Origin of the sequence: Pseudanabaena yagii GIHE-NHR1 (assembly GCF_012863495.1) — a bacterium.
GTDB lineage: Bacteria > Cyanobacteriota > Cyanobacteriia > Pseudanabaenales > Pseudanabaenaceae > Pseudanabaena > Pseudanabaena yagii.
Genome location: NZ_JAAVJL010000001.1, coordinates 1,847,953 through 1,862,545, shown reverse-complemented (window position 1 = coordinate 1,862,545; position 14,593 = coordinate 1,847,953). Strand labels below are relative to the sequence as shown.

Annotated in this window: 17 protein-coding genes, 1 tRNA gene and 1 pseudogene; 8 read left to right on the top strand and 11 right to left on the bottom strand. The window is 39.9% G+C overall.

The window, feature by feature from the left end:
• Nucleotides 1-49 precede the first annotated feature (49 nt).
• Nucleotides 50-954, bottom strand: a pseudogene (locus HC246_RS08650) (IS982 family transposase).
• Nucleotides 955-1,191: 237 nt separating this feature from the next.
• Between HC246_RS08650 and HC246_RS08645 the strand changes: the two are divergent.
• The 3 genes from HC246_RS08645 (at nt 1,192) to HC246_RS08635 (ending at nt 4,178) form a co-directional block, all read left to right on the top strand.
• The gene (locus HC246_RS08645) at nt 1,192-2,388 is read left to right on the top strand and encodes an SGNH/GDSL hydrolase family protein (protein ID WP_169363032.1); all 1,197 of its coding nucleotides are present in this window, start codon (nt 1,192-1,194) and stop codon (nt 2,386-2,388) included.
• Nucleotides 2,389-2,587: 199 nt separating this feature from the next.
• On the top strand, nt 2,588-3,511 hold the full coding sequence (locus HC246_RS08640; protein WP_169363031.1) for a methylenetetrahydrofolate reductase: 924 nt from the start codon (nt 2,588-2,590) through the stop codon (nt 3,509-3,511).
• Between the two features lie 148 nt (nt 3,512-3,659).
• Nucleotides 3,660-4,178 (top strand): DUF3172 domain-containing protein, encoded by a 519-nt coding sequence (locus HC246_RS08635; RefSeq protein ID WP_169363030.1) that lies wholly within the window; start codon nt 3,660-3,662, stop codon nt 4,176-4,178.
• A gap of 96 nt (nt 4,179-4,274) precedes the next feature.
• Here HC246_RS08635 and isiD read toward each other — a convergent pair whose 3' ends face one another.
• From isiD to HC246_RS08620, 3 genes are all read right to left on the bottom strand, one after another.
• On the bottom strand, nt 4,275-4,508 hold the full coding sequence (gene isiD, locus HC246_RS08630) for a protein IsiD (protein WP_169363029.1): 234 nt from the start codon (nt 4,506-4,508) through the stop codon (nt 4,275-4,277).
• Between the two features lie 21 nt (nt 4,509-4,529).
• A tRNA-Ser gene (locus tag HC246_RS08625) sits at nt 4,530-4,621 on the bottom strand.
• A gap of 245 nt (nt 4,622-4,866) precedes the next feature.
• Nucleotides 4,867-5,760: a class I SAM-dependent methyltransferase gene (locus HC246_RS08620; RefSeq protein ID WP_169363028.1), complete on the bottom strand. Its 894-nt coding sequence runs from the start codon at nt 5,758-5,760 to the stop codon at nt 4,867-4,869.
• Between the two features lie 82 nt (nt 5,761-5,842).
• On the opposite strand from HC246_RS08620, the gene HC246_RS08615 reads away from it, so the two are divergent.
• From HC246_RS08615 to HC246_RS08605, 3 genes are all read left to right on the top strand, one after another.
• A complete protein-coding gene (locus tag HC246_RS08615) occupies nt 5,843-6,958 on the top strand; it encodes an AAA family ATPase (protein WP_169363027.1) in 1,116 nt (371 codons plus the stop codon).
• Nucleotides 6,945-7,472, top strand: a complete 528-nt coding sequence (locus tag HC246_RS08610) for a hypothetical protein (protein ID WP_169363026.1) — start codon at nt 6,945-6,947, stop codon at nt 7,470-7,472. The genes HC246_RS08615 and HC246_RS08610 overlap by 14 nt, the downstream gene beginning before the upstream one ends.
• A gap of 150 nt (nt 7,473-7,622) precedes the next feature.
• On the top strand, nt 7,623-7,913 hold the full coding sequence (locus tag HC246_RS08605; RefSeq protein WP_169363025.1) for a hypothetical protein: 291 nt from the start codon (nt 7,623-7,625) through the stop codon (nt 7,911-7,913).
• A 44-nt stretch (nt 7,914-7,957) separates the two neighbouring features.
• Here HC246_RS08605 and HC246_RS08600 read toward each other — a convergent pair whose 3' ends face one another.
• From HC246_RS08600 to HC246_RS08580, 5 genes are all read right to left on the bottom strand, one after another.
• Nucleotides 7,958-8,797 carry a metal ABC transporter permease gene (locus HC246_RS08600; protein ID WP_169363024.1) on the bottom strand — a complete coding sequence of 280 codons (840 nt, stop codon included), beginning with the start codon at nt 8,795-8,797 and terminating at the stop codon, nt 7,958-7,960.
• 23 nt (nt 8,798-8,820) lie between these two features.
• Nucleotides 8,821-9,147, bottom strand: coding sequence for a hypothetical protein (locus HC246_RS08595; RefSeq protein WP_169363023.1), 327 nt, complete (start codon nt 9,145-9,147; stop codon nt 8,821-8,823).
• On the bottom strand, nt 9,147-9,638 hold the full coding sequence (locus tag HC246_RS08590) for a CFI-box-CTERM domain-containing protein (protein ID WP_169363022.1): 492 nt from the start codon (nt 9,636-9,638) through the stop codon (nt 9,147-9,149). Before HC246_RS08590 ends, HC246_RS08595 begins: the two co-directional genes overlap by 1 nt.
• 144 nt (nt 9,639-9,782) lie before the next feature.
• Nucleotides 9,783-11,099: a HEPN/Toprim-associated domain-containing protein gene (locus HC246_RS08585; RefSeq protein ID WP_169363021.1), complete on the bottom strand. Its 1,317-nt coding sequence runs from the start codon at nt 11,097-11,099 to the stop codon at nt 9,783-9,785.
• 126 nt (nt 11,100-11,225) lie between these two features.
• Nucleotides 11,226-11,372, bottom strand: a complete 147-nt coding sequence (locus HC246_RS08580) for a DUF6888 family protein (protein ID WP_169363020.1) — start codon at nt 11,370-11,372, stop codon at nt 11,226-11,228.
• A gap of 180 nt (nt 11,373-11,552) precedes the next feature.
• On the opposite strand from HC246_RS08580, the gene HC246_RS08575 reads away from it, so the two are divergent.
• Together HC246_RS08575 and HC246_RS08570 are read left to right on the top strand one after the other, a co-directional pair.
• A complete protein-coding gene (locus HC246_RS08575) occupies nt 11,553-11,954 on the top strand; it encodes a rubredoxin (RefSeq protein ID WP_169363019.1) in 402 nt (133 codons plus the stop codon).
• A gap of 75 nt (nt 11,955-12,029) precedes the next feature.
• Nucleotides 12,030-13,031, top strand: coding sequence for a photosynthesis system II assembly factor Ycf48 (locus tag HC246_RS08570; protein WP_169363018.1), 1,002 nt, complete (start codon nt 12,030-12,032; stop codon nt 13,029-13,031).
• A 110-nt stretch (nt 13,032-13,141) separates the two neighbouring features.
• Here HC246_RS08570 and HC246_RS08565 read toward each other — a convergent pair whose 3' ends face one another.
• Together HC246_RS08565 and HC246_RS08560 are read right to left on the bottom strand one after the other, a co-directional pair.
• Nucleotides 13,142-13,813, bottom strand: coding sequence for a lysophospholipid acyltransferase family protein (locus HC246_RS08565; protein WP_169363017.1), 672 nt, complete (start codon nt 13,811-13,813; stop codon nt 13,142-13,144).
• Nucleotides 13,814-13,944: 131 nt separating this feature from the next.
• Entirely contained in the window at nt 13,945-14,574 is a 630-nt protein-coding gene (locus HC246_RS08560) for a nuclease-related domain-containing protein (RefSeq protein ID WP_169363016.1), read from the bottom strand.
• Nucleotides 14,575-14,593: the final 19 nt, after the last annotated feature.

The window sequence follows — 14,593 nt, the reverse complement described above, 5'->3', positions numbered from 1 at the left end:
TCGCAAGGCGATCGCTAAATAAGGAATTTTTAATTAACGTGAGTTCGGGTTAAGAGGCAGAGGGTAAAACCCAATCCATATGTAAAGAAGGCTTCTTGGGTTGATGGCAATAAGCAATCAGCCCACAAATGACATTAATCATGGCATTGATGGGACTGCGATGACGAGAATACTTCGACAAGCTCAGTAACCATGTTCAATCTGGGAAATATTTTTGAGTTGGTCAATGATCGCTTCAATAATAGAGCGTTTGCGAGAAAGCAACTTATCAGTCAAGCGCATCAAGCGATTTTTCATATTGCGTTTGGGTTTAGCGAAGAACTCAATGCCAAAATCTTGGAACAGTTGAGATGCTAAGGATTGAGATACATAACCACGGTCAGCAAACACTTTACCAAACATGAATTTGAGCAAATCAGGGATCGGCTTACGGTCATCAACATTGCCTGGAGTAATTTGGATATTCAGCAGTTCACCGCATTCATTAACGAGTAAATGCAGTTTGAAACCAAAGAACCAATCCACTGATGTCTTACCACGGGCTGCTATCCCTTTAAAGACTTTGTGCTGGTGTATCCGTCGATTGTGACAGACATCTAGTGATGTTGAATCTACAAAACTAATACCTGTACATTCGCCAAAACAATATTTCAGGTATATGCACAATGGCATCATTGCTGAACCCATATACTCGACAAACCTGTTGTAGCTTGGTAGTCTGGGAAACTCCTTCTGCCAATATTTGCACACTTGTTTTTGATAGAAATGCTTGAAGTCTCGGTAGTGGTTTTGGTGAAAGGCGATCAGGATCGTCATGATTTCACTCATACTCAGACCTCTTGACCTTTGTCTTTGTTGTAAGCCATTACCCAGCAACATTTGTCGCCATTTTGGTTCAAATATTTTGCAAAAATCATCGACATGGCAGAATAGGGCTTCTAAACTATTAGTCATGGGAGTTACTTCGCTGAACTTGTTTTACTTATTTTCAGCTTATCGGTTTCTCCCTTTTTTTGTCCTTTTCCTTATCCCGAACTCACGTTAATTACGGCTTGGGATAAATGCAATCGCTAAAAGGTCGTTTTAGTTAGATTATGAGACTCTTAATATTAAGAAATATGTTATTTCTGATATTGGCTGGACTTAACATCAGAAATAAATATCATATTATAATGATTTTAAGGTAGTGTTATGGGAAAAGCTATTCACTTTACTGATGAACTCTTCAAATTTCAGTTCAAATACCAGCCTAAGCCCAAGTTTACAAGTATTTATATATTTGGAGATAGTCTCTCTGATAATGGGAACTTGTCTTCATTAATCTACAAAGCCTCAGGCGGTACAATTTCATTTCCACCTAGTCCTCCCTACTTCAACTCTCAACCTCTTCTATCTCCACCTCAAATACGTTTTTCTAATGGATTAGTTTGGGCTGATACTTTACCAGCATCTTTAGGCATATCTTCCACAAAAGTTAATAACTATGCCTATGGTGGAGCAACTTCAGGATTTACCAACGGACTTCAACCTCTTTTTCCCAATCTTCCTCTTCTCGGACTACTTACGGAAGTGAATAGCTTCACAAAAACTACTTTAAAGGCTGATCCCAAAGGACTATATGTAGTGTGGGCAGGAGCAAATGATGGCTTTAATCTAGCAGGTTTACTCGCCAGTCAGCCACCTAGCAGTTTGCAGGCGGCATTCCCTATTATTACTGATGCCGTTAAGACTGCAATTAATAACATTACAACTGCAATTACAACCCTAGCGAACTCTGGTGCACGTACTTTCCTTGTTCCAAATCTACCTAACTTGGGTAAAACTCCTCTTCTGAGCCAAAATCAGGCATCCGCTTTTGTTGGCAAAGCTTTTAGCGTTCTGTTTGATATTGGATTAGCGATTATGCTACCCAAATTGGAGCGATCGCTCAAGATTGATATTGTGCAACCCGATGTTTATTCCCTTGCCGAGGATGTATTTAATCGTCCTGAAGAATATGGATTTAAAAATGTGACCGATCCTTTGATAGGGCAGAATCCACTCACTGTGAATTCAGAGAACTTTTTCTGGTTTGATTCCCAACATCCAACGACGAAAGGACAGGCAATACTCACAGATTTCTTTCAAGACAGTTTATTTGCTGCTGGTTATGGGAAGGGATTTGGCTATGGCAAGCATGAATCCGACTCAAACTTGACTCAACTACTAGGAAGTCCATTAGCTAAGGATGCAATAGAGCTAGCTCTAGGTAGTGGCTTATTCCAAGGTATATCCGATTTCAAATCTTTGGGTTTAGGCAAAGATTTATTGGGGCTAATTGGTGATAAATCCTTCCTATCATTTGGGAATACCTTGAATTCATCGGAACTACTAGCACCTCATGCATAAATAGCTAGAACCAAAAATTGTGGCGCACGCGAAGCGTGCGCCACAATTTTTGGGGTTTTATATTTAATTGCACCCAGCTACTTAGTTAGTCACTTGAGAATCTATGATTTGCACCATCATCCTTGTGGTGCAAATCATAGTTATTTCACTAGCGATCGCAATAGTTTAAAATGCAGAGACTCCTAAAGTTTTGTTTCGCATGATCGATTCGCCCCAGACAGTAGTTGAACACCCCTTTTATAAATTTCGCAAGGCGATCGCCAATAAGGAATTTTTAATTACGGCAGAGGTGTCTCCTCCCAAGGGCAGTGACCCCACGCATATGCTCACACAAACGCGATCGCTCAAGGGGAGAGTCCATGCCGTAAATATTACCGATTCCAGCCGCGCCGTAATGAGCATGAGTCCTGTGGCTGCCTCGGTCTTAATCCAGCAGCAATTTGGCATTGAAACGGTATGCCAGCTTGCCTGTCGCGATCGCAATCGCATCGCCTTACAGGGAGATCTGTTGGGAGCCGCAGCTTTAGGCATTACCAATATTTTGGCGTTGACGGGCGATCCTGTAAAAGCTGGAGATTATCCCGAAGCGCGATCGGTATTTGACTACGAATCAGTGCGCCTATTGCAATTAATCCAAAAACTCAATCAAGGTTTTGATGCCAATGGCAAAGCTTTGCCGCACCAAGGTACAAATTTCTTAGCAGGAGCTGCCGTCGATCCGCAGTCACGCAGTTGGTCTGGTTTGCAAAGACGCTTTGAGCGCAAGATTAATGCGGGGGCACAATTTTTTCAAAGCCAATTAATTACGGATTTCGAGCGCCTCGATAAATTTGTCAATCAAATTGCCAACCAGTCAGATAAACCTGTGCTAGCAGGCATATTTCTCATTAAATCTGCAAAAAATGCCATATTTCTAAATAAATATGTGCCGGGGGTACAAATTCCTGAACATATTATCGATCGCCTAGCCAAAGCCAAATCACCTTTACAGGAAGGACTAGCGATCGCCGCCGAGCAAATCCAAACAGCAAGGCAAATCTGTCAGGGTGTACATATCATGGCAATTAAAGCCGAGCATCTCATTCCTGAGATCCTTGATCGCGCAGGTGTGGCAACTCTATAAAATTTGTTTGTCTCCCAGCCAGAGGATGGAAGACAAACAAATTGGTAAGCACTATAACTTTGGATAGGTTTGCTAGGCATTTACTCAGTAAATTTCTCAAAAGTTCAGCACTTTCGGTTAATCTAGGGAATAACCCTAACTCACATCTATGGCAAGACGTAGATATTCTTCAACTCTGAACACACCTCCCACTGAACCAAGGTCGAATGGCACAACGACCAAACTGGCGATCGCAGGAGCTATTTTTGCGGTCGGTATTGGTGTTGGCATTGCCCTTTCTACGCTCAACCCTACCCCCCGCACCGTTGATGCGATCCGCCTTGATAATCTCGCCCCTAGTCGCGATTTTTGTAATAACTATGGTGCATCAGCGATGGTGATGAGTAGCCGTGTCTATGTGACGCTCAACCCCTTTAACGTATTTATCAGTCAAGCTGAGCCAATCCCCGGTTGTGTCGTTTTACCTAACAACTGGAATTTGCTCTTACAAAAAAACGTAATCAAAGAGGCTGATATTCGTCAATGTAAAGACAGAATGAATACCTTTGGCTTTACAGGCGATCTCGAAAAAAATCCTAGTGTTGACTGCATTTACGAAAGTAAAAACGCTACTGAGAAATTTACCAACGGTTTACCCGCAACACCTAGCCCCAGTCCAAAACCCTAATATAGCAATGTAAGTTTTGCTTAAGACATAAGTGAAGGCGGCACGAAGTGCCGCCTTCACTTAATTAATAAAAAAGGGACGCGAAGCGTCCCTTTTTTAGCATTCATCGAATGCTTCTAAATCTAGTAAATGTCGATATGGCTCAACTAAGTCCGAGCCTTTAAAAGCTAGCGATCGCAGAATATGCCAATCTCTGAGGCTCTCAAAAGCACTGGCATAGTCATCACGCTCTAGACGATCTGCAATTTCTGCAACATCTGTCGCATTAAACTTACTAGGATCAACTTCTGGAGCTTCGCCTATTACATCCTTTGAGGGGTTATCAACCATATCCTATGACAGGCTTGTGAACGGAGAGAGAGGGATTCGAACCCTCGGTACGGAGTTACCTGCCGTACAACAGATTAGCAATCTGCCGCTTTCGTCCACTCAGCCATCTCTCCAAATTTATTAGGAATTATATCTTAGCAGACTGCGGAAATAATGCAACCTAATTATTAAATTTAATAAATTTAACTTTGCGATTATTGGTAACGCAAAGTGCTGCCACTCTCTATTGGTATAGTTTGGCAACGTTATATAGCCATAGCCGAGTAAGTTAAGACATAAAACCCAAAAGAGAGTTGCGGCGCTTTGCGCCGCAACTCTCTTTTGGGTTTTGTTTTTGTCATAACATAACTAGCTATGGCTATATTTTACGGGCAACGTGAAAAGCAGAGATAAATGATAGCTTTAGGCGATCACCTCGATGGTGGCGGAGTATTTCCTGCAAATTGGCAAACAACTGAGTGCGTTTCTCTGGGGATAAGGCGATGTAAGGCGAAAGTGTACTCAAAAGCATCAGATAGTCCTCAAGGCTATAAGTCACATGATGAATACTATGGTCATATTTGACATTGGCGAAGTATCCCGAATTGATGATGCTCTCGCTAAACTTGAGAAAATCCGCTTGATGAGTTTCCTTCCCCTCATGTCTAGCATAAAGAGGAATTTCAGGGGCTAGTGCTTGATAAACTGCATCAACAAGTTGATAGGTTTCGGTATCTAACTGTGGTGGCGTATTCCATAACAAAATGAGATGTCCTTCAGACTTTAATGCTGCTGCCGATTTGCGATAGGCGATCGCAGGATCAAGCCAATGCCAAGAGGTCGCCGCTAGCACAGCATCAAATTGATTTTCTATCAGTTCCCATTCCTCAAAGGATGTATTGATGATTTGTACTTGGGGATGATCTGCACAGCTCTGTTGTGCTATTTGTGATGCTTCTAGATTTGGCTCTAGACCGACCACCGAGAAACCTAATTCCGCCAATGGAACCGTAGCGATCGCAGGACCACATCCTATTTCCAGAATTTTTGCCGAATGATGAAGCTGAGCAATAGCGATCGTACGCGCAATTATTTCCTGAGGGTAGCGGGGACGCACTCGGTAATAAGCATCGGCAACAGCACTATACCAAGTCTTTTTTGATTCCAGATTTTTACCACCATAATCCCTTAATACTTCCGTCCAACTTTTGCGATCAGTATAATCTTTGATCTCTGAGGCTGGAATAGATTGCAAATCCGATAAGTCACTCATAAACGCCTCATGGACTAGGAATAAACAAAAATATGATAAATTACCTAAACAAAGATTATAAGGGATAGCTTAATATCACTATATGCTAAATAGAATATATATAGATAATTTTCGCTCTCTTGTAAATTTTGAGCTTTCATTTGATTCTATCAATCTATTTCTTGGTGCAAATGGTTCAGGTAAATCTACCGTTTTTGACGCGATAAATAGAGTTAAAGATTTAATGTCTGGTTTATTTAAGGTAGAGAATCTATTTAGTATCTTTGATTGTTGCCGTTGGCAGACACTTAAGGAACATAATTTTGAAATTGAAATAGATGGAAACGGTGGCAAATATAAATACGATCTTTCTATCCTATATAACGAACAGCAGAAGCCATTTATTGCTCATGAAAGATTATGGTTTAATAATCAGCCATTACTAAAATTTGAATTAGGTAGCGTATACATATACGATGACGATTATGCAGAAATATCGAAGATTTCTTACTTTGATTCTTCTCAATCATTTCTATCTCTTTTACCACCAACTAATACTAATAAGAAACTAACTTGGTTTAGAACTCGTATACTACGTCTTATAGTAATACAGATTACTCCTTCTCTAATGAATGGAATTAGCGAACAAGAACTATCTTATATACATCCCAGAATGGAAAATTATGTATCTTGGTATCGTTATCTTTCTCAGGATCAAGGCAAAATATTTGAGCTTACAAATATCTTACGTGATGTTTTAGATAAATTTATATCTTTTAAATTTGAGAGATTTAGTGAAACTAATTATGGATTGAAACTAATATTTGAAAGTGAATCTGATACTAAAAAAGTAATTGAATATTACTTTAATGAACTTTCTGATGGTCAGAAAGTTCTCATAGCTCTATATACATTAATTTATGGCACTCAAAATGAAGACTACACGTTGTGTATAGATGAGCCAGAAAATTTTCTGGCATTGCCAGAGGTACAACCTTGGCTAGATCGACTTTATGATTTTTGTAGTGAGAAAAAACTACAAGCTTTGCTGATTTCACACCATCCGAAACTTATTAATTTTCTAGCCGCCGATTCAGGTTACTGGTTTGAGAGAAAGGGTAATTCTCCAGTTCGAGTTAAGAGAATTAAAGATGAGGATGATACTGGACTACCAATTTCTGATTTAGTAGAGCGTGGTTGGCTTTATGACCCAGAATAGACAAACTATTGTAATTTTGTGTGAAGATCGTCAACAGTATGTCTTTGCTCGTTACTTTCTCCAGAAGAAAGGATTAACAGGACAATTTATTGATAGAAGTTGTCCTAGTGGCAAGCAAGCAGGAGAACAATATGTTCGCGATCGCTATGCAGCAGAAGTTAAAGCGTATCGTCGTAAAAACTATCTCAATATTTGCTTGATAGTAGTCATAGATGCTGATAGAAGTACTGTAGCTGAACGGATACGACAATTAGACTCAGTTCTTGAAGAGAAACGTCACCGTAAAGAAAAGATAGCTATATTTGTTCCAAAACGAAATATTGAAACTTGGATACATTACCTCCAATCTGGTGAGCCAGTTGATGAAACTGTTGCCTATAGTAAATTAACTAATCAAGGAGAATGCAAACCATTTGTTGAGAAACTAGCTGAACAATGTGTGCAGGGACTACCGCCAAGCGCTCCATCATCAATGCATGAGGCTTGTTTAGAAATACAAAGAATTATTGGCTAATTTTTATGAGCTTTGTTAAGAATCCAGATCAGTCATTCACATGATGATTTCTGCAACTTGATCTAGGGTTACTGATTAGCTACTTTTTTGTCGCGATATTATCCCTAAACAGGCTAGGATACGAATACATCAAGTAATTAGGAATTAACAATGGTAGAACGTCCTATCAAAAAAGCAGATCGTCAACCTAAACCAGAAGGTAGCGAAAATACTAGTGCGAGACGGTCTGATGACTCAGACAAAAAGCGTTCTAGCCGTGATGGGGGTAAAGGCAAGAGAGATAAAAAAGGCGGCAGAGATGAAGAAGTAAAAGCACCCGTAAATCTCGCTTTAGTAAGGGGACCTAAGCCAACGAAGCTACAACCAGTTGTCGAGGAAGTTGTTGCTGAAGAATCCGCAGTCTCTGAAGAAGGCACAACTGAAGAAACGACTGAATCTTAAATATTTTGTGATCAAATAAAAAAGCTGCCCCTAGGGCAGCTTTTTTATTTGGTACGTGTTAGTAAGCCTTGGCTGGGACTAAAGACGAGAGTTAATAGAAATAAAACGAGAACAGACAAGACGATCGCAGGGCCAGATGGCAAATTTAAATAGTAGCTGGTATATAAACCGATCGCACTTGCCATTACTCCTATCCCCGCACCAACAAAAATCATGTGGTGTAATTCTTTCACTAATAAATAAGCGGTAATCGCTGGACCAACTAGGAGAGACACCACTAAAACTACGCCCATTGTTTGCATACTGGCAATAATCGTCAAAGTTACGCCTGCCATTAAGCCCAAATAGATCAGATTCACTGGTAAGCCTAGTGCTTGTGCCCCAGTGCGATCAAAGGTGTAAAACAGTAGTTGCTTGTAAAACATAGCGATCGCCATTAATACAACCCCTGTAATAATTGCGGCTCGAACTGTGTCGGTTGAGGAAACGCTGAGAATATCGCCAAACAAAAAGCCATGCAGGTCGATTTTGATTTTTAGCAGAGAAATTAACAAAATGCCGATCGCGAAAAAACTTGAAGATGTTAGTGCCATTGCTGCATCAACCTTGACGCGAGTTTGCGATCGTAACCATGCAATTAAAAATGCGCTACTAATTCCTGATATAAATGCCCCGATCGCTACATCAATTTTATAAAAAAAGGCGATCGCCATCCCCGGCATCACCGTATGCGTCATCACATCCCCTAGCAATGCCATGCGCTGGACGATCAAGAAGCATCCGATCGCTGGACAGATAATTCCTGCTAAACCACCTGCAATCAATGCATTTCGCATAAATTCTAATCCAAGTGGTTCAGTGATCCATTGCCATACATAAAACATGTTATTTACTCTAGCGATCACTTTTAACTTTGTTCTTCTAAATATGCGGCAACTGCTTGCAAATCTGCTAAGCCTCGATTCAGGCGATCGCGCATTGCTTCATCAAGTTTAGGATTTTGCAAAGCGACTGCTTGAATTGCTTCTAGCCATTTGGAGATTGGCACATGGTGTACGGCTTCACGAAGTCCCATGTTTGCCAAGATGCCAAGATAAAAGCCTGTGAAGTCTTGCCCTCCATACTCATAGAATCCGTCCCATAGTTCTAGTTTTTCGGGTGTGTATTCAAAGTACTGATCGGAGTTGATTGGGGTGCGATCGAGTTGAGGTTGGGGGAGTGGTGGTTTAGTCATCAGTGATTCCTTTTTGATCTAAAAAACAAACTAAGTACGAAAACTATTGGCTTAATAAAAAGCCATCGCGTAATTTTTTTCAGTATTGGCGAGTCTCGAATTACATCTGCAATTGCAGGGCTAAATGTGTAGTAAAGCTTAATAAATTTTTTCCCCAGCATAAAATTTATTAGATATTTGTCACGAAAATAATACAGAGTAATTAGTTCACCCACATTCGCTGAGCAGGCAGTAGCAATGAAGCAATTACTAGAATTAGACCCCGTTGAAATATAACCTGTTTCTACTGCCTGTATTTCATCATGTCTAATTTGCACATAAATAGTTTTACCTTGATAAGCAAGTCTAGCTTTGTACCAGAGTCTTCCGTCTAGTTTTGTTGCTTCTTCATCATTAGAGTAATCCCAAACGGAAATAGAATCTCCTGAAAAACCTAGTCTTTCTTGACCAGATTTTGTCAAATGCAAAATAAAATATTTATATCCAGACATTTGTAGTTACCCAATAAAACTAAAACTTCTCAAACTACTTGTGAAAATGAATGCTAAATCTCTCTACTATTTCGGTGACAGTATTCGCAAAAGTTGCTATGCCTTGAGAAATACCCCAAAGAGTAAACAAATTAGACTTCATATCTAATGACTATCAATACTAGATATAATTATTTTTTCATCTTCCTCATGAAATATTGTAAATATATTTTCAAATATTGCTTTAATACCACTCCAATCAAAATTATTAATCAAAGAGCGATCATTTTTACATAACTCTAATTGTTGCTTAAATTTCTTTTGAAGAGTATCTTTCTCCATGAATTTACCTTGATATTTTTTTATGCTCTCCTCGTAACCAGTCAAATGCAGTGGAATATAGTTACCTTCATCATTACGCAAGATATTTTCGCCCAAATAAGCTTCAATCCCCCCTGCCAGTCCGTTCACATTCATAAGAGTGATAGTGTTGTCACTTAGTGTTGGATAGCTATTAAGAATATCAATTTCTGGCAGAGACATTATCTTGATATTGTTAGAAACTCTTATTTTTCTCAACATTTTAAGTGCTACGTGTGCAGCAGTATCATTATCAAAAACCGCTATAATTCTATTGAGAACCCCTGCTCCAGAAAAAGATTTAACCATTGTTGCAAGACTATCAGCACCACCACCAACCTTGGCTCCGTCAAAATCCATGAAAGAAAAGTAGTCAGATAAATGAGGATACAAAAGTTCTAGAGACTCAGAAAGAATAAAAGTATCGGATTTCCCCTCTGTCAAAATAATTATCTTTCCCTTATCCCCAACTAGACTAGATGTATAGTCAACAAAATCGTCATCTAAGTCAAAGCACTGCCCTAAAATAAGATCTGTTAGATCATAGATAAACTCCTCATCTTCAATACACGTTTCAAGTATTAATCTAAGAGCAATACAAATATATACATCAGGACTTCCATAGTAACCTATACAAGGAAATCCATACCAATCATGGCTGCACATATAAGAAATGAAAGGATTCTCATTCTTCTCTCGATCATATGGCTTATTTCTTATATTTCTAACACGTATTTCCTTAAGCATTGATAACCAATACTCTACATTCATTGCACTGAGTATATCTAGGTAGGGTTCAAATCTTTTTTTATAATCATTAAGCGCTTTTTGCAAATATACTTCATAGACTTTCTTAGAAATTTCTAGTGAATATCCACTCAGCTCCAATCGATCCTTAATAACCTTTGTGGATGTAGAATAAAATACCATATTAATTTCATCATCTTTTTCTATATATTCAATCCAACGACTCAATTGATTGGGCAGCTTACTTTTATCTTTTACAGTAATTATTTTCTTGTCTGTCGCTCTAAATAAACTCATTAGAGACACATCAACATCCCCCTCCCATGTTGAACCTACATAAAAGTTATTTAACCAGCATTCAGCGTAACTTCCCATATCACCATATCAATAGTTATTATTTATCTTTACAATTTTAGCAATCCAATATTTATTAGTGTTACTAATTTTTTGCTAATTGCAAAATAAAATTTTGTCATACTTTTTTGGTAAGGATTTAAAAAATTAAATTTCTTTGTGGCGAAATAATAAAGACTCTAACAAAACTGTATTAGTATTCGCATTGTAACGAAACATATGTATGGACTGATAGCCATTTGAGAACATTTGGAAAACTCTAACATAGGCGATCGCTTGATCTACCGTTGGCATGATTGACTGATAAATTTGATAAGCCTTACTTTACTAGACTTTAAAATTTCAGACTTAAGTTTCATTTTCAGGAAACTTGTGAGACTTTAGGCAGCTAGGCAAGCCTGTCAAAAAGATGTAATAATTTGTAACAGAATTGACAAGCGATCGCTTAACCATACGTTCAAAACGATCAAACCCATGGAACCCGAATCAATAAATACGGAAACCTCTGACGCAGAAACTAAGCCCGTACTCAATATCACCATAGTCGAAGCCCCAGAAGTCAAAGAAGAACCCCATCGTCATGAATGTGGCGTATGCGGCTATATATACGAACCATCAATCGGTGATGCCAAACGGAATATTCCTGCGGGTACACCCTTTGAAGAAATTGCCGAAGATTGGCGTTGCCCCGTCTGTAACACCAAGAAAAAATCATTCTCAGATATTGGTGTTGCCTCCAAGCCTTCAGGATTTACCGAAAACCTTGGCTATGGCTTTGGCGTTAATGTCCTAACACCTAACCAAAAGAACCTACTTATCTTTGGATCATTGGCGCTTGCCGTCATTTTCTTTATCAGTCTTTACGCACTCGATTAATTACTTAATTAACTAATTCGATATTCATTCGGCATTATTCAGCATTATAAATTTACGGACTTTTATTAATTTTTTATGAAAAAAAGCATAAAACGCTTTCTTAGCTCCTTAGTTGTTTGTGTATTGCTCTGCGTGACCCTATTGGGCGTAGCAATGCCTAGTGCCTCCGCAAATCATGGCAACTGGCACAAAGTGGATCTACCCGTAGCCATCACACCTCTCGATCTCTGGTTTGACAAAAATGAACCAAATCACGGCTGGTTAGTTGGCACTGAGGCAACTTTACTAGAATCAACCGACGGGGGCAAAACTTGGGAAGAGCGTCAACTCGACCTCGGCGACGGCATCTATCGTTTCTCATCGATCAGCTTCTCTGGTAACGAAGGTTGGATTACAGGTCAGCCCGCTCTTTTGCTCCATACTACTGATAATGGTCAGTCTTGGTCACGCATCGGGCTTAGCTCCAAACTCCCTGGAGATCCCTTTAAGATTGTGGCTCAAGGTCGCAACTCTGCGGAAATGGTCACTGACTTAGGCGCAATTTATAATACTCAAGATGGTGGTCAAAACTGGAGAGCTTTAGTTACCCAAGCCGTTGGTAATGCACGTAACCTCAACCGTAGTGATGATGGTCGTTATGTAGCTATTTCGGCTAATGGCAACTTTTATTCCACATGGCAACCAGGCGATATGACTTGGATTCAGCACAATCGCAATAGCTCTCGCCGTGTGCAGAACATGGGCTATACTCCCGATAATCGCCTCTGGATGCTCAATCGTGGCGGTCAAGTTCAATTTAGTGAAGTTGCCGAGTTTGATAAATGGGACAAAAAGCAAACTCCTAAAGATGGTGGCGGGTTTGGTCTGCTCGATCTTGCCTACCAAGATGAACAGAATGTCTGGATTTCTGGTGGTAGTTCAAGATTGCTCCATAGCGAAGATGGTGGCAAAACTTGGAAGCGTGATGAGTCCGCAGCAAATGCAGGCGCAAACCTTTACAAGCTTTACTTTTTCTCGCGCGATCGCGGTTTCGTAGTTGGACAAAATGGCACATTGCTAGCCTATTCCCCAGACTAAAAAAATCGTGCTAAAAAAGGAAAGGAGGAGGGGCGGCGCTTCGCGCCGCCCCTCCTCCTTTCCTTTTTAGGATTACCCTAAAAAAAATCCCCGCGAAGCGGGGATTTTTTTTATCTGCCTAATGCGTGGAGTGCGTTAATTGCATCCGCACATTTTTGTGTATATGCCTCAAGGGTAGCGCGATCGCCTGACTCTGGTGCAGGAATCAACTCCCCGATCCGCACCGTCACAGGTTGAAATAATTTAGGAAATTTGGCTCCTTTCGGTAAAATCGTCTCCGTGCCCCACACACATACAGGCAAAAAAGGTGCATTGGTTTTCGAGGCAATCATTGCTGCTCCTAATTTAGGATTTGTAATCTTGCCATCAAGGGTGCGTGTCCCTTCCAAGAAAATACCCGTCGCCCAGCCCTTATTAATTGACTCGATCGCCGATCTAATTGCGGCGCGATCACCTGCCCCACGTTTTACTGGGTACGCCCCAAAAGCTGTAATAGCTTGCTTTAACACTGGTATTTCAAACAATTCTTCCTTTGCCATAAAAGCAACAGGACGCGCCATACAGCTACCAACGATCAAAGGATCAAAGTCACTAGCATGGTTACTAACCACGATGAGATTGCCAGTGAGTGGCACATTTTCAGTGCCGTAAATACGCTCTTGGTAAAACAAATACAGCAGTGGACGTACCACTAGCCACTTAAACATCATATATAGAAGATGATTACCGCCTTGAGCCTTTTCGTTATCTTTGGTAGTTGTAGGGGTAGTTTCGTTTTCCATTTACCAATTGTCCAGAACTTTGCTACTTAAACTTAGTACGAATTAGGTACATAAGGTTCTGCAATTTAATAAAGAACCAAAAAATTTGTGGCGCGGCTCCGCCGCGCCACAAATTTTTGATTCTTCATTCTTTATCCAAGAGATTTTAAAAGCGATACCAATTTTGCTTTTTCGACAACATACACATTTTTTAACTTATCCCCTTGAATTGATACCCTCGCTGTGGAAAAGGCAACGATGGGAGTTACAAAAGGTAAATCTTTTTGTTGCTTGATCTGTAAAGCCTGTTTTATCACTTGTTGGATAAAGTTCTTTTCAAATGGATATTTCTTGTTTCCCATCCGCCGATATAACTCTTTCCCATCGGTGATGACTTCTCCTCTGTGGGATTTCACATCGATCGCAAAGGCTTTGCCTTGAGGAGAAATGCAAAAAATATCAAGATCACCTAATCGATTTCCCAACTGAATCCCATACTCAATTTGCCAGTCCTGATTCTCTAATTGTGCGATCGCTTGAGCAATATCCTCTTCTCCCTTAGCTCCTTGATCCGCATGATTCGCTCTCTTCCATAAAAAAGCTCCATTCGCAATCAATCCAATGGCTATGATGATCAATGGCACAGAAAAAATAGAAGTAATTGAATTTATCCAGATAACACCTATCAATCCTGCCGTAATATAACTTGCAAAAGCTTCTGCTCTTCTTCGCATAGCAAGTTCCCGTATATTTTTCCCAGCATGGCGACTGAATTTAGACATAAAAATAAATCAAGTATAA

Excerpts from the sequence above, each read along its gene's own strand:
- HC246_RS08575 (WP_169363019.1), top strand. The coding sequence starts at position 11,553 with ATGGAACCCGAATCAATAAATACGGAAACCTCTGACGCAGAAACTAAG.
- HC246_RS08610 (WP_169363026.1), top strand. The coding sequence starts at position 6,945 with ATGACCCAGAATAGACAAACTATTGTAATTTTGTGTGAAGATCGTCAA.
- HC246_RS08565 (WP_169363017.1), bottom strand. The coding sequence starts at position 13,813 with ATGGAAAACGAAACTACCCCTACAACTACCAAAGATAACGAAAAGGCT.
- HC246_RS08585 (WP_169363021.1), bottom strand. The coding sequence starts at position 11,099 with ATGGGAAGTTACGCTGAATGCTGGTTAAATAACTTTTATGTAGGTTCA.
- HC246_RS08595 (WP_169363023.1), bottom strand. The coding sequence starts at position 9,147 with ATGACTAAACCACCACTCCCCCAACCTCAACTCGATCGCACCCCAATC.
- HC246_RS08590 (WP_169363022.1), bottom strand. The coding sequence starts at position 9,638 with ATGTCTGGATATAAATATTTTATTTTGCATTTGACAAAATCTGGTCAA.
- HC246_RS08560 (WP_169363016.1), bottom strand. The coding sequence starts at position 14,574 with ATGTCTAAATTCAGTCGCCATGCTGGGAAAAATATACGGGAACTTGCT.
- HC246_RS08615 (WP_169363027.1), top strand. The coding sequence starts at position 5,843 with ATGCTAAATAGAATATATATAGATAATTTTCGCTCTCTTGTAAATTTT.
- HC246_RS08635 (WP_169363030.1), top strand. The coding sequence starts at position 3,660 with ATGGCAAGACGTAGATATTCTTCAACTCTGAACACACCTCCCACTGAA.
- HC246_RS08605 (WP_169363025.1), top strand. The coding sequence starts at position 7,623 with ATGGTAGAACGTCCTATCAAAAAAGCAGATCGTCAACCTAAACCAGAA.
- HC246_RS08620 (WP_169363028.1), bottom strand. The coding sequence starts at position 5,760 with ATGAGTGACTTATCGGATTTGCAATCTATTCCAGCCTCAGAGATCAAA.
- HC246_RS08580 (WP_169363020.1), bottom strand. The coding sequence starts at position 11,372 with ATGCCAACGGTAGATCAAGCGATCGCCTATGTTAGAGTTTTCCAAATG.
- HC246_RS08640 (WP_169363031.1), top strand. The coding sequence starts at position 2,588 with ATGATCGATTCGCCCCAGACAGTAGTTGAACACCCCTTTTATAAATTT.
- HC246_RS08570 (WP_169363018.1), top strand. The coding sequence starts at position 12,030 with ATGAAAAAAAGCATAAAACGCTTTCTTAGCTCCTTAGTTGTTTGTGTA.
- isiD (WP_169363029.1), bottom strand. The coding sequence starts at position 4,508 with ATGGTTGATAACCCCTCAAAGGATGTAATAGGCGAAGCTCCAGAAGTT.
- HC246_RS08600 (WP_169363024.1), bottom strand. The coding sequence starts at position 8,797 with ATGTTTTATGTATGGCAATGGATCACTGAACCACTTGGATTAGAATTT.
- HC246_RS08645 (WP_169363032.1), top strand. The coding sequence starts at position 1,192 with ATGGGAAAAGCTATTCACTTTACTGATGAACTCTTCAAATTTCAGTTC.